The sequence below is a fragment of the Nocardia sp. BMG111209 genome (genome assembly GCF_000381925.1).
GTDB lineage: Bacteria > Actinomycetota > Actinomycetes > Mycobacteriales > Mycobacteriaceae > Nocardia.
In genome coordinates this window covers 1,009,687-1,022,317 of the sequence record NZ_KB907307.1, presented here as the reverse complement: position 1 = coordinate 1,022,317, position 12,631 = coordinate 1,009,687, and the positions used below count along the sequence as shown (strand labels likewise).

Below are 12,631 nucleotides of genomic sequence, written 5' to 3'. Positions count from 1 at the left end.
GCCGCCGGACGGGAAGTATCCGGACCGGCGCGACCGCGGCCGCGACACCGAGACGGAATATGTTGTGCGACAACCGATCCGAGACTGGATGTCCCGATCGGCAGCCGACGCCACCGCTGGTGTGGCATTGATGTTATGAATCTCACACAAGATTGTCAACGATCAAGTTCGCCGAATTGTCCTCATATTCATAGGGCGTGCGGGATCGCGGAGCGGGGTGGACTACCCGGCGGGTCCGCCGCGTGCGCCTCGCTCGTTCGCGGCAGGCGCCTCGGGAGTCGGCGGTTTCAGCAGTTGGGCTGCAAGGGGTAACACGGTGCGGCGCCGGGACCCAGCACCGACAGCTCGGCCGGGATCGGGGCGGGAGCGGGGCCGGGCGGGGGCGCCACCGGAAGTCCCGCGGCCGGGAACGGCGGCGGCACGACGCTGGTCGCGACGACCGGCGTATTCGCATCACCCGGATGCGCCTGCGCGTGATGGGTGTCGACCAACGTCCAGACACCGGCGATCAGTACCGCGAAGGCGCCGGCGGCCCGCAACATCGCCACGACGTCGCGATGTTTCCGGGACTGCACGGGCGGACGCGGCACCCCGGGCAACCGCCGCGGCGGCGCGGACGGTCCGGGGACCGAATCCGCCGGTCCCCGACCTGCGATGTGCCGATCGATGCCGACGAGCGGATCGTCCTCGGATGATTCCGCTGCGGGGATCGGTTCCCCGGCAGGGGACGATGGAAGCGAATGTGACGTGTCAACAACGGAATTCACCGGCTCGTCGGCAATCGGGTTCTGCGCGAGCGGTTCTCCCGCCGACTCGGCAACGGTTTCTTCCGCGACCTCGTCCTCTCCCGGTAATTCCTCGACCGCGGCGTCTCCGAATACGGACTCCTCCGGCGGCGTCCCGAAGGCAGGCGCGACCATCGGCGGTGAATCCGGCTCTGCCTCATGTGTTGCCGGGCTCCCCACCTCGGCGGGGACCGAAACGGACGGCACGGCAACCGAAGCCGGTACCTCCGGCGCACCGGCGACGGGCTCGGCCGAGACCGCCGCGTCGACAAGATCACCGGCCGGTGGCTGCGCGAAAGGCGCCCATACGACGGGAAATTGCGGCGCCGGAAGAGGCCGGGCAGCGTACGCCGGCGCCCCACCGACCCGGGAACCCGCGACGGGCTCGGCCGGAAAACCGATACCGATCAGATCACCCCAGGTGATCTCCGTGATGTTCAGCGCCGCGAGCACGACGAGCAGCCGATCGGCCGTCCACGCCTCGGCATCCCCGTAGGCGTGGGCATCCAGCCATCGGTACAACTCCCCGGAGTTGTTGCCGAGCAGGACGTCACAGCCGACCGGCATCGCCGTGGTGACCAGTTCGATCGGGTACCCGTACTGCGGGACCACCAGCACCACGACATCCACGAGCAGATCGGCGGCCGCCTCGCACAGCTTCTGCTCCAGGACACCGCGGAGATCGTCCCGGCTGTCGGCGGCGGGATTCAGCGGGTTCGAATCACCCTTGCGCCGCAACGCGATCGGGTCGCCGACCACGTCCGGCAGACTCCACGGTCCGTCCCCCGGGCACGACAACGTACCCGACACCCGGAACCGCACACTCTCGACGGCGACGATCACGCACACGTGCGGGGTGAAGACCAGCAGGTCCACCTCGGATCCACCGCGCCGATACCGCCGCCGGCCCGGAATGTGCACCCCGGGAACGACGAGCCCGACACCCTCGAATGCCGCGAGCCATGCGACAACCCGCCGCTCGGCGCCCGGCCTGCGGCTACCGGCGTTGATGACCAACATGGCCCAGAGCCCCTGAACATCCAGTTTTCGACAACCCCTCAACGATACCCTGAGCGGAGCCTCTCGCCGAATGCGGAACCGATTGCCGTACAGTGACTTTGGCCGGTGAATTCAATGCCGGGCGGTCGGCACGCACCACCGCGGCCGACGGTCACCCGACCGTTCGTTCGGTCACCCGTCCGTTCGTTGCGAATCGGCGTCCGCCAGTTCTCGTTCGATCAACGCCCAGGTGAATTCCGCAGCGGCGGGCGAATACCCGGCCGTTCCCTCGGCGAGGAACGCATGTCCCGCGCCGGGCACGACCACCAGGTCGTGGGACACCCCTTCCGCGACAAGACGATCGGCGATCACCCGGCGATCCGCCGGCGGCACCACCGGATCCTGCTCGCCGACGACGTACACCAGTCGCCCGGTGATCCCGCCGGTCAGCTCCACCGTCGGTTCCGGTGTGCTCACCGGGATCTCGGTGCCGGTCAGCCAGCCCGCGTACAACACCAGCGTCACCGGCACCGCGAGCCGGGCCGCCGCCAGATAGGCGAGATGACCACCGAGACTGACCCCGAGCACCCCGGTCACCGCGCGCACCTCGCCACGAGCGCGCAGATACGACATCGCCGCGCTCATATCGGACACCACACCGTCCCGGGACAATTCGCGCATCAACGCGAACCCGCGCGCTCGTCCCTCGTCCGTCACCGGCAGTTCGATACCGGCCCCGCTGCGGTGATGGAACTCCGGCGCGATCGCCACCCGGCCCTGTCCCGCCAGCCGGTCGGCGATCCCACGCACATCCGCCGTCACCCCGAACAGCTGATGCGCCACCACCACACCGGGATACCGCCCCGGCGCACTCGGCCGGGCCAGATAGGCGCCCATCACCTCGCCCCCGACCTCGACCCGAACCCGTTCACCCACGTACTCGTTCGCCATATCCCATCGGACGGCCGCCCGGCGTGCTCGCCGCACCGCCACCCGCCTCCTCTCGATATCGGTACTCCCACCGGCAGAACCACGGCCACCGGGCCGAATTGCCTTGCCGCACAACCGAGCATGTCCCCCACCCGGCCATACGTCGAATACCGGGTCGCGATCGGCTCGATCGGATTTACTTATGATGTGGAACTCCGGCAGCTGATCTACTTCGACACCGTCGTCCGCGAGGGCGGATTCACCCGCGCGGCCCAGCATCTGCACATCGCCCAACCGGCGATCTCGGCACAGATCAAACTGCTGGAAACCGAACTGGGCGTGGCGCTGCTGGACCGGACCACCCGCCCACCGGCCCTCACCCACGCCGGCGAACTCTTCCGGCTACGGGTCCGCCGCATCCTCGATCACGTCGACGCGGCCCGCACCGAGATGACCGAACTCGCCGACCTGGTCCGCGGCACCCTGCGCATCGGCGCGACCCCCGTCCTCGGCCCGATAGACCTGATCGCGGTCATGGCGACGTTCCGGAGCGCCCACCCCGGCGTCACCCTCTCCTACCGCTCCGGCCTGCTCGACCCCCTGGTCGCCGACCTGGACGACGGCCGACTCGACCTCGTGATCGGCCCCGAACACCCCGGCCTCGCCACCGGCCACCACCTGGAACACCTCGCCGACGAACACTTCGTGCTGGCCCTCCCGCCCGGCCATCCCCTGACCGCTTGCGCCCGAGTCGATTTCACGCAGACCCGCGACGAACTCTTCGTCTGCCTCCCCCCGGCGAGCGGTATGCACACGCTGCTGCACGAAACGGCCGCGCAGGCCGGCTTCACCCCCCGCGTCGATTTCGTCGCCGACACCCCGGCCACCGTCCGCGCCTTCGTCGCCGCCGGACTCGGCATCGCCGTCATGGCCGCCTCCACCACCACCACGCCGGGCCCCCTCATCACCACCCGCCCCATACTGACCCCGCCCCACCATCCCCCGATCACCCTCATCACCGCGAAACATCCACTGGCCCCGGCCATCCGCGCCTTCGCCGACCAGCTGAAGGCCGCGCTCACGACCCCGGAAGCCGCGCCGTAACGATCACAGATGCATCCAGTCCGGCCAGACGTCGGCCCAGGACTTCAGCAGGCCCGTGCACCGCCACAACGTCACCTGCTGGGTGTTGCCCGGGAACCCCAGGCGGGTGTCGACCAGGCCGATCGGGGTCACCTCGCCGAACTGGCTCTGCAGCACCAATTCGTAACTGCCCACCACCAGATAGACGGAGGCGTCGTCCGGCGGTGCGCCGAAATAGCCCCAGCCGCGGCTGGGACTGTAGATCGGGGGCAGCCGGTCGCGCGCGAGTTCGTCCAGAGCGCTTGCCTGCCAATAGGTATCGGCGATGATCACCGCATGAGCACGGTCCGCGTCGGGCAGCCGGCGGTAGGCGTCGACCACGGCGTCGGACAGCTCCGGCCAGCCGAATTTGCCGTACACGCTGATCGCGATGGCGGCCTCGGAATTGCTGCGCGGCGGCTCGACCCGTTCGGCGGGTAGCCACGGCGTCGCGCGCAGGACATAGAACGCCGCCCCTCCCACGACCGTGAGCACCCCCGCGGTCAGCAGATGCCGCGGCACCGCGGGCTGCCCCCCGATCGCCGTCACCACCACGATCGCACCGGCGGCGATCGCGACCGCGTCCAGTCCGGCCGAATAGTAGATCCGGCCGCCGGTGATCATGAACACCAGCTCCAGCACGATCCATGCCACGCCGAGAAAACGGTACGGCCGCAACGACTTCCGCAACAGGAACCCCACCAGCCCGCACACCAGCAGCGGCCCGGCCAGCCAGCCGGCCAGCTCCAGGGTCATCGGCACGAACAGCAGCCGGCCGCCGAGGATGCCCTGCTCCCCGCCGATCACCTGGGTCATCAGAATCTCCGGCCAGCCGCGGCGCGATTGCCACAACAGTTCCGGCACCGACAACAGCACGGCGACCCCCGCACCGGCCCACAACATCGGCCGCAGCACCAGTCCGCGCGGGCCGCACAGTACCGCGGAGACGGCGAGCGCGATCCAGAGGAACGGGACCAGCCACTTCACCTGGACATCGATCGCCGTGACGATCGCGGCCGCGAGCAGCAGCAGATCGTTGCGGGTGCGCACCCACCGGGCCACCAGCCACGTGATGATCACCCACAGCACCGTGTCCACCGCGTTGGTGGTCAGCAGCGCGCCCTGCAACAGCAGAAACGGCGACGTCGCATAACCCGCGGCGGCCAGCGCCTGCGCCGTCGCGTTCCCGCCGAACTCCCGGGCAAGCATGGCGCACAACACGATCGCCGCCACCGTGAGCGCCACCGCCGGCAGTCTCAGCACCAGATACGACCCCGGCGCGAGCGTATCCATCAGGCGCGCCAGCATCGGCACCACGGGACCCTGATCGGCGTACCCCCAGGCCGGGCGCCGACCGGCCGCCAGGAAGTACAGTTCGTCGCCGAAGTAGCCGTAGCGCGAGGCCGAGAACAGCAGCACCGCCGCCGCGACCACCGCGATCGCAGCGACCGGCCGGACCGCCAGCGGCGGACGCCGGGTGGATACGGTTTCAGGGGCACGCTCCACCACGTCGGTCACCGGCACACTCCTGAGCACGTCGGATCCAGCGGACAAGTGCCGAATCTATCCGGCGCGGGCCCGCCACCCGCGCAGCCGGCGGGCGCGTCGCCGCCGCGCGGTTGCCGGGCGGGGCGGCGCGGCGCAGGATCGAGTGGAAAGGAGGTATGCGATGACCACCAACCCGTACGGCACGCCGTCCACCTCCGGCCCGATGCCGATGAACGGCCGCCAGCACCTCGTGAATCGTTTCGTGCGCGGACTGTTCCGCCTGCCCGTACTCGGCGGCCTGGTCGGACGGCGCCTGCTGATCCTGTACGTGGTGGGTCGCAAGACCGGCAAGGAGTACGCGATCCCGCTGGCCTACACCCGCCACGACGGCGCGCTGGTGATCGGCGCCCGCAAACATCCGTGGGTGCGCAATCTGCGCGCGGACGTACCGGTACAGATCTCGACCGGCGGCCCGCGCCGCACCGCCGACGCGAAGGTCTTCACCGACGCCGAGAACGTGCAGCGGCTGTACGAGGTCGTCGCCCGCGACAACCGGCAGAACGCCAGGTACAACGGCATCGGCTTCGACGCCGACGGCAACCCGAACAAGGCCGATCTCTACCAGACCTGGCAACTCGGCGGCGCGATCGTCCAGCTGACCCCGCGCTGATCACGACTCACGCGAAATCCACTGCGCACGAACCGGATCAGGCCGGCGCATCCCCCCGGCGGGCCTCCAGGAAGTCCGGCGCCGACACCGCGCCGAGCACCTGCCGCACCCCGATCGGCGCCCAGCGCGAATCCGGATCGTGCTGCACGACCGGGTCGGTGAGCGTGAGGGTGTGCCCGGCGGACTCGAGCTCGAATCGCCCGGCGGCCAGCACATTCCGGACCCAGTCCGAACCGGGCCCGTAGGTCAGTGCGATCCGGTACCGGCCGTCGTGGACGAACACGTTGACCGGTGTCCGGTAGACCCGGCCGGATTTCCGCCCGGTGTGTACGACGATCCCGAATCCGGGCAGCCGACCGGCGACCACCCCGGTGATCTGATTGGTCACGACCCGGTTGAACTTCGCCAGACCCTGCGGCAGCGGCATGTGCGTCCCCTCTCGATGACTCGAGTCTCGGTGTCACAGCACCTCTCACGGTACGCGAACCGGACCGCCGCCACGCCGCGGTTGCGTGTCGTTCCGGAATCGCACCAGTTGCCCCGGCCGCACCTGGGCGAACAGGTCGACGTCCGCGTCCACGACCGTCCCCACCACCGGATAACCGCCGGTGATCGGGTGATCGGCGAGGAAGACGACCGGCTGCCCCGAGGGCGGCACCTGGATCGCCCCCAACGGCATCCCCTCGGTCGGCAGTTCCGTGGTGTCCCGGCGGACCAGCGGCGGCCCGTCGGCTCGATCCAGCCGCACCCCGACCCGATCGATATCGGCGGACACCCGCCAGGTCCCGGCACACAGATCGCCGGGCCGGGTGAACCGGTCGTCGCGCGGACCGATCCACACCCGGGCCGTCACCGTCCCCGTCGTCATCGGCGCGACCGGCGCGACCGCCACCTCCGGCCAGCCCCGCGGCGCCGTGCCGACCGGGAGTTCGGTATCGGCCGCGAGCGGCTCCGGCCCGATCCCGGCCAGCGTGTCGCGACTGCGCGACCCCAGCACCGCCGGCGGCTCGAACCCACCACGCACCGCCAGATAACATCGCAACCCCGCCGCCGCCGTACCCAGCCGCAACCGGCTACCCCGCCGCAGATACAGCACCGACGCCGGCGGCTCGGCCCGCCCGTCGACACTGATCGGCACCGGCGCACCGGTCACGGCCGCCACCATCGGCCCGTCGACCTCCACCCACAGCCCACCGAGCACACATTCGATCGCGGCGGCCGATTCGTCGTTGCCCACCAAGCGATTCGCCAGCGCGAACGACGCCCGATCCGCCGCCCCGGACACCCCGACCCCGGCGTGGAACCACCCGGCCCGCCCCCGATCCTGGATCGTGCTGAACACCCCCGGCGCCACCACCCGCACCCTGCCGCTCACCGCACCGACCGCACAGCCGTGGCCCCCACCACATCCGAAATCGACACCGCACCAACCGATCCCACCCGGCTCCGCGGCCACCCGCCACCCGGCCGCGGGGGCCACGCCGGGTCCACACACCCGCCACTCGCCGGCCGACGGCAACGGCACCCGTCCGGCCTGCGGGCCGACCACCCGGCGGCACCCCGCCGCGAGCGGCGCGACCCGTCCGGATTTCGCGCACTCATCGATCGGCCACGGCGAAGCGCACCCGGCTGCCGGGGCGGAGCAGGGCCGGGTCCGGGCGGGTGAGGTCCCAGAGGACGGTGTCGGTGTGGCCGATGAGCTGCCAGCCGCCGGGTGAGCGGCGGGGGTAGACGGCGCTGTAACCGCCGGCCAGGGCGACGGATCCGGCGGGTACCGCGGTGAGCGACCGATCCCGGCGCGGGACCGACAGATTCGCCTGCGGCGCTTCGAGGTAGCCGAATCCGGGGGCGAAACCGACGAAGGCGCAATGCCATTCGTATCCGGCGTGGCGGGCGATCAGCTCCTGCTCCGAAATACCCAGCAGCCGTGCGGCATCGGGGAGATCGGCGCCGTCGTAGTGCACCGGGATCACGATCGGCTCGCCGCTGTCGTGGTCTCCGCCGGGAGGTGCGCTCGCCGCCGCCTCCCGCAACAGCTGGGCCACGGCGTCGGGGTCCGAGCCGGGCGACAGGGTCACCAGGACGGTCCGGGCGGCCGGGAGGATGTCGGCGACGCCGTCGACCGTCCGCTCCCGCAGTCGACCGGTCAACGCCGCCAGCGCATCCCGGTCCGGTGGTTCCAGCAGCAGTGCGCGATCACCGGCCGGGCGGATCCGCAATCCGGTCATGTGAAGGCCCGCAACTCGACGCCCTCGCCGGTCAGTACGTCCCGGATGGACCGGGCCATCGCCACCGCGCTGGGCGAATCGCCGTGCACACACAGGCTTCGGACCGCGACCGGCACGTCGGCGCCGGTCGCGTCCCGGGCCGTGCCGCCGACGGCGATCGAGAGGGCCTGGGCCACCGCGTCCATCGGGTGCAGGATGTCGCCGGGTGCGCCGCGCGGCACCAGGGTTCCGGCCGGCGAGTATCCCCGGTCGGCGAATCCCTCGGCGTGGAAGGGGATTCCGGCCGCGGCGGCCGCGTGCTCGAGTTCCGAGCCCGGCGGTCCGAGCAGGGCGAGGCCGCCGAACGCGGTGAGCGCCGACACCACCGCCGTCGCGATCTCCGGATCGGCGGCGGCCGAATGGTACAGCGCCCCATGCGGTTTCACATACCGGACCCGATCTCCGGCCGCCCGCGCGCACGCGTCCAATGCCCCGATCTGGTACAGGTTTTCGTCGGCCAGTTCCCTCGGCGACACCGCGATCGCGCGGCGGCCGAATCCGGCGAGATCCCGGTAGGAGACGTGCGCGCCGATCCGCACCCCGCGTTCGACGGCCGCCGCACAGGTCCGCCGCATGATCGACGGATCCCCGGCGTGGAAACCGCAGGCGATGTTCGCGCTGGTCACGACGTCCAGCAGGGCGATGTCGTCACCCATCGACCAGGCGCCGAAGCCCTCACCGAGGTCACTGTTCAGATCGATCATCGCCGCTGTCCGCCTCTCCACGCCGTCCTCGCCCCGGTCCGGTCCGTGCCCGCGCGTCTCGGCCGGGCCGAACCGCGCGCACCGCGACCGCGTATCCGACCGCTGCGAACAGCATGGCACTCTCGGGGCGCGACGGTGTCGAGGCCGGGTATCCGGCGCCGAGCGGGGAGCAGGTGAACGTCCGAGCACCCCGAACGGATCGTTCGGTCGGCCCGGCATTCCCCGGTAACCTCGGGCGGGAAATACGACCGGCAGACGAGGAGACCCGGGATGACGACGCCGTCCGGCACATCCATCGACGGCGACGGGACCCGGGCCGCCCGGGGTGACCGATGAGCGAGGTGATCGCGGTCTACGACGCCGCCGGTCGGCCCGTCGGCGCCGAGGAACGCGCGGTCGTCTACGAGCGCGGACTGTGGCATGCCAGCGCCGGGGTGCTGGTGCGTTCCCGCGACGGCGACCGGGTGTACGTGCACCGCCGCACCGAGACCAAATCCGTGTTCGCCGGTATGCACGACTGCCTGGCGGGTGGCGTGGTCGGGCCGGGCGAGGATCCGGCCGTCGCCGCGGTGCGGGAACTGGCCGAGGAACTCGGCGTCGAACTCGGACCGGGCGACGAGACCCCCGCGCCGCGAGCGCGCGTCGCCTGGGACGGGCAGTGGGCCGGGCGGCCGATGCGCTGTCACGTGTTCGCCTACGAGGTGCGTCACGACGGGCCGTTCCGGCATCAGCCCGAGGAGGTCGCCGACGGTTGGTGGTGGACCGACGCGGAATTGCTCGAACACCTGGCGGATCCGCGGTGGCCGTTCGTGCCCGACACCCGCGTGGTCCTCCCGGAGGTGTTGCGCGCACCCCGTTGAGGTGCGCGCTCGGCCGGCTACTTGCCGCCCTCGGCCAGCGTCACCGCCTGTGCCTGGAATCCGGTGCCGGTGACGTCCACGCCCTGGGTCTTCAGCAGATCCAGCGCCTTGGTGACGTACTCGTTCGTATAGGCGTCGGCGTCCGGCGCCTTCGTCAGCACCGTGTGGCCCTCCTGATTCTTCGTCTGCTCCGCGATCCCGACCGTCCGGTCCCAGGCGTCCTTATCGATCGTGCCGACCCCGCCGGGCGCCGGCCAGATCAGCTTGTTGACCTCGTTGATCTGCCACTGCTGATGGCTGGCGCCCAGCGTCGAGCCGGCCGCGACCGTGATGTCGCGGCACTTGTCCACATGATCGCGGCAGAACGCCCAGCCCTTCAGCGACGCCGCGATGAATTTCACCGTCCGGTCCTGATAGGCGCTGTCCTTCAGCTTCGCGGTGTTGGCCCAGATCGCGTCCTGCAACATGGCCACGCCCTGATCGTTCCAGTCGATCGTGGTGAAATCGTCTGCCGTGTACAGCTTTCCGGTGGCCGGATTCTTCACCTCGAGCAGCTGCGCGTACTCGTTGTACGACATCGCCTGCGCGGCATCGATATCGTGCGACAGGAAGGCGTTCATGTCGAACTGCTGCTGCACCAGGGTGACATCCTTCGCCGGATCCAGCCCCGCCTTCGTCATACCGGCGAACAGCTCGAATTCGTTGCCGTAGCCCCAGTTTCCGACCTTCTTACCCTTCAGGCCGGCGGGCCCGGTGATGTTCGCGGACTTGAACGCCACCTGTTTCGTACCCGAACGCCGGTACACCTGAGCGACATCGGTGATCCCGGCCCCGGCCTCGCGCGAGGCCAGCGCCTTCGGCACCCACGCGATCGCGTAGTCGGCCTGGCCCTGTGCCAGTACCGTCTGCGGCACGATATCGGTACCGCCGTCGAGGATCCGGACGTCCAGCCCCTGCTCCTTGTAGAAGCCCTGGTCGACGGCCGCCAGATAGCCCGCGAACTGGCCCTGTTTGAACCACTGCAACTGCAACTTCACCGTGGTGAGGCCCGACTGCGAGGTCGCGTTCGTGGTGTCCGAGGTGGTACTACATCCGGTGAGGGTGGCCAGGCCGATGGCCACCACCCCCAGACAGGCGCGCAATGTCCGTGTGCGGGTGATCATTTCCTTCTCCATCCGATGATGCGGGGCCGACGGGTGAGTCGTTCGAGGAGCAGCACGGCCGCCAGGAACAGCAGGCCGAGCACCATCGCGGCGGCCACATAGGCCCACGCCCGCGGGTAGGCGGTATTCGCCGCCGCGGAGGTGATCCGGCTGCCCAGGCCGTGTTGCAGGCCGCCGAAGTATTCGGCGATGAGCGCGGCGATGACCGCGCCGGGTGCAGCGATCCGCAGCCCGGTGAACAGATGCGGCAGCGCCGCCGGCAGCCGCACGGTACGGGTGATCTGCCAGCCGGTGGCGGCGTAGGCGGTCATCAGATCCGCGTGCACCCGCGGCACCTGCCGCAGGCCCTTCAGCGTGCTGACGTAGACGGGGAAGAACACCACGATCGTCGCGACCAGCCGCCGCGGCAGATCGGTGGTGGTGGAATACATCGAGTTCAGCAGCGGCGCGAGCGCGACGATCGGCACTGCGGCCGCCGCGGCCGCCAGCGGCCCGAGCAGCCCGTCCACCGGCGCGAACCGCACCGCCAGCGCCGCCGCGACGATGCCGAGCAGCGCGCCGGCCACCAGCCCGACCAGCGCGTTACCACCGGTGGCGAGCGCGGCCGCAACGATGTTGTGCCCGTTGTCGCCGATCGCCGCGGCGATGGCGCTGGGGGCGGGCAACAGGAACGACGGCAGCCCGGCGGCGACCGTCAGCAGCTGCCACACGGCCAGCAACAACACGCCCACCGCGATCGGCGGGAGCCACACCTTCATCGAACATCCCTGCCCGACACAGCGTTTCGTTCGGCCGACACGAGGGATTCGGCACCCGATGCCGAATCCGGCGCCGGGTCGTGCCCGCGACGCAGTGCCTCCCGGACCGCCGCCACGGCCTCGAAGAACGTCTCGTCGGCGCGGATGTCGACATCGGCGGGAGCCGTGCGGCCCGGACTGCCGGTCTCGATGATCGCCGTGATCCGGCCCGGCCGTGGCGACATCACCACGACGCGGTCGGACAGGAACACCGCCTCCGGAATCGAATGCGTCACGAAGACCACGGCCGCACCGGTTTCGCCGGTGATGCGAAGCAGTTCGCCCTGCATGCGTTCCCGGGTCATCTCGTCGAGGGCGCCGAAGGGTTCGTCCATCAGCAGCAGCGGGGGTTTGCGGGCCAGCGCGCGGGCGATGGCCACCCGCTGCTGCATACCGCCGGACAGCTCGCCGGGAAATCGGCGAGCGAAGTCTGCCAGACCGGTCATCTCCAGCAATTCCGCACTGCGGGCACGCCGTTCGCGCTTGGCTACCCTGTGCAGTTCCAGCGGCAGTTCGACGTTCTCCTGCACCGTCCGCCAGTCCAGCAGCCCGGCCTGCTGGAAGGCGATGCCGTAGTCCTGGTCCAGCCGCGCCCGATGCGGCGACTTGCCGTGCACCGCAACGGTTCCCGAGGTCGGCTGCTCCAGATCGGCGACGATCCGCAGCAGGGTCGACTTGCCGCACCCGGACGGACCGATCAGCGAGACGAACTCCCCCGCCGCCACCGTCAGCGTGATGTCGCGCAACGCCGTCACCGCACCGGCGGGATACACCTTCCCCACCCCGCTCAGCTCGACGGCCGCGACCCCGGCCGGGTCCGTATTCACTTCCATGACAACACTTTCC

The 12,631-nt window shown here is 70.4% G+C and carries 13 protein-coding genes; 3 read left to right on the top strand and 10 right to left on the bottom strand.

The window, feature by feature from the left end:
* Positions 1-287: 287 nt before the first annotated feature.
* Positions 288-1,805 carry a hypothetical protein gene (locus G361_RS0104570; RefSeq protein ID WP_026342686.1) on the bottom strand — a complete coding sequence of 506 codons (1,518 nt, stop codon included), beginning with the start codon at positions 1,803-1,805 and terminating at the stop codon, positions 288-290.
* Between the two features lie 171 nt (positions 1,806-1,976).
* Positions 1,977-2,771 (bottom strand): dienelactone hydrolase family protein, encoded by a 795-nt coding sequence (locus G361_RS46650; protein ID WP_196814416.1) that lies wholly within the window; start codon positions 2,769-2,771, stop codon positions 1,977-1,979.
* Positions 2,772-2,921: 150 nt separating this feature from the next.
* On the opposite strand from G361_RS46650, the gene G361_RS0104560 reads away from it, so the two are divergent.
* Positions 2,922-3,818 (top strand): LysR family transcriptional regulator, encoded by an 897-nt coding sequence (locus G361_RS0104560; RefSeq protein WP_026342685.1) that lies wholly within the window; start codon positions 2,922-2,924, stop codon positions 3,816-3,818.
* A gap of 3 nt (positions 3,819-3,821) precedes the next feature.
* Here the strand turns inward: G361_RS0104560 and G361_RS0104555 are convergent, their stop codons facing one another.
* The gene (locus G361_RS0104555) at positions 3,822-5,354 is read right to left on the bottom strand and encodes a glycosyltransferase family 39 protein (protein ID WP_155981303.1); all 1,533 of its coding nucleotides are present in this window, start codon (positions 5,352-5,354) and stop codon (positions 3,822-3,824) included.
* A gap of 151 nt (positions 5,355-5,505) precedes the next feature.
* Here G361_RS0104555 and G361_RS0104550 point away from each other — a divergent pair, with 151 nt between their 5' ends.
* Positions 5,506-5,994, top strand: a complete 489-nt coding sequence (locus G361_RS0104550; protein ID WP_019925870.1) for a nitroreductase family deazaflavin-dependent oxidoreductase — start codon at positions 5,506-5,508, stop codon at positions 5,992-5,994.
* A gap of 37 nt (positions 5,995-6,031) precedes the next feature.
* Here the strand turns inward: G361_RS0104550 and G361_RS0104545 are convergent, their stop codons facing one another.
* From G361_RS0104545 to G361_RS0104530, 4 genes are all read right to left on the bottom strand, one after another.
* Positions 6,032-6,421 (bottom strand): nitroreductase family deazaflavin-dependent oxidoreductase, encoded by a 390-nt coding sequence (locus G361_RS0104545; protein WP_019925869.1) that lies wholly within the window; start codon positions 6,419-6,421, stop codon positions 6,032-6,034.
* A 45-nt stretch (positions 6,422-6,466) separates the two neighbouring features.
* Positions 6,467-7,369 carry a biotin-dependent carboxyltransferase family protein gene (locus G361_RS42310; protein ID WP_196814415.1) on the bottom strand — a complete coding sequence of 301 codons (903 nt, stop codon included), beginning with the start codon at positions 7,367-7,369 and terminating at the stop codon, positions 6,467-6,469.
* 223 nt (positions 7,370-7,592) lie between these two features.
* Complete coding sequence (locus tag G361_RS0104535; RefSeq protein ID WP_019925867.1) at positions 7,593-8,222, bottom strand: allophanate hydrolase subunit 1; 630 nt, start codon at positions 8,220-8,222, stop codon at positions 7,593-7,595.
* Positions 8,219-8,965, bottom strand: a complete 747-nt coding sequence (locus G361_RS0104530) for a LamB/YcsF family protein (RefSeq protein ID WP_019925866.1) — start codon at positions 8,963-8,965, stop codon at positions 8,219-8,221. Before G361_RS0104530 ends, G361_RS0104535 begins: the two co-directional genes overlap by 4 nt.
* A 332-nt stretch (positions 8,966-9,297) precedes the next feature.
* On the opposite strand from G361_RS0104530, the gene G361_RS0104525 reads away from it, so the two are divergent.
* Entirely contained in the window at positions 9,298-9,825 is a 528-nt protein-coding gene (locus G361_RS0104525) for an NUDIX domain-containing protein (RefSeq protein WP_019925865.1), read from the top strand.
* 17 nt (positions 9,826-9,842) lie between these two features.
* Here G361_RS0104525 and G361_RS0104520 read toward each other — a convergent pair whose 3' ends face one another.
* From G361_RS0104520 to G361_RS0104510, 3 genes are read right to left on the bottom strand one after another with little or no spacing between them, the layout of a single operon-like run.
* On the bottom strand, positions 9,843-10,988 hold the full coding sequence (locus G361_RS0104520) for an ABC transporter substrate-binding protein (RefSeq protein ID WP_019925864.1): 1,146 nt from the start codon (positions 10,986-10,988) through the stop codon (positions 9,843-9,845).
* Positions 10,985-11,746, bottom strand: a complete 762-nt coding sequence (locus tag G361_RS0104515; protein ID WP_019925863.1) for an ABC transporter permease — start codon at positions 11,744-11,746, stop codon at positions 10,985-10,987. The genes G361_RS0104520 and G361_RS0104515 overlap by 4 nt, the downstream gene beginning before the upstream one ends.
* On the bottom strand, positions 11,743-12,618 hold the full coding sequence (locus G361_RS0104510) for an ABC transporter ATP-binding protein (protein ID WP_019925862.1): 876 nt from the start codon (positions 12,616-12,618) through the stop codon (positions 11,743-11,745). Before G361_RS0104510 ends, G361_RS0104515 begins: the two co-directional genes overlap by 4 nt.
* Positions 12,619-12,631: the final 13 nt, after the last annotated feature.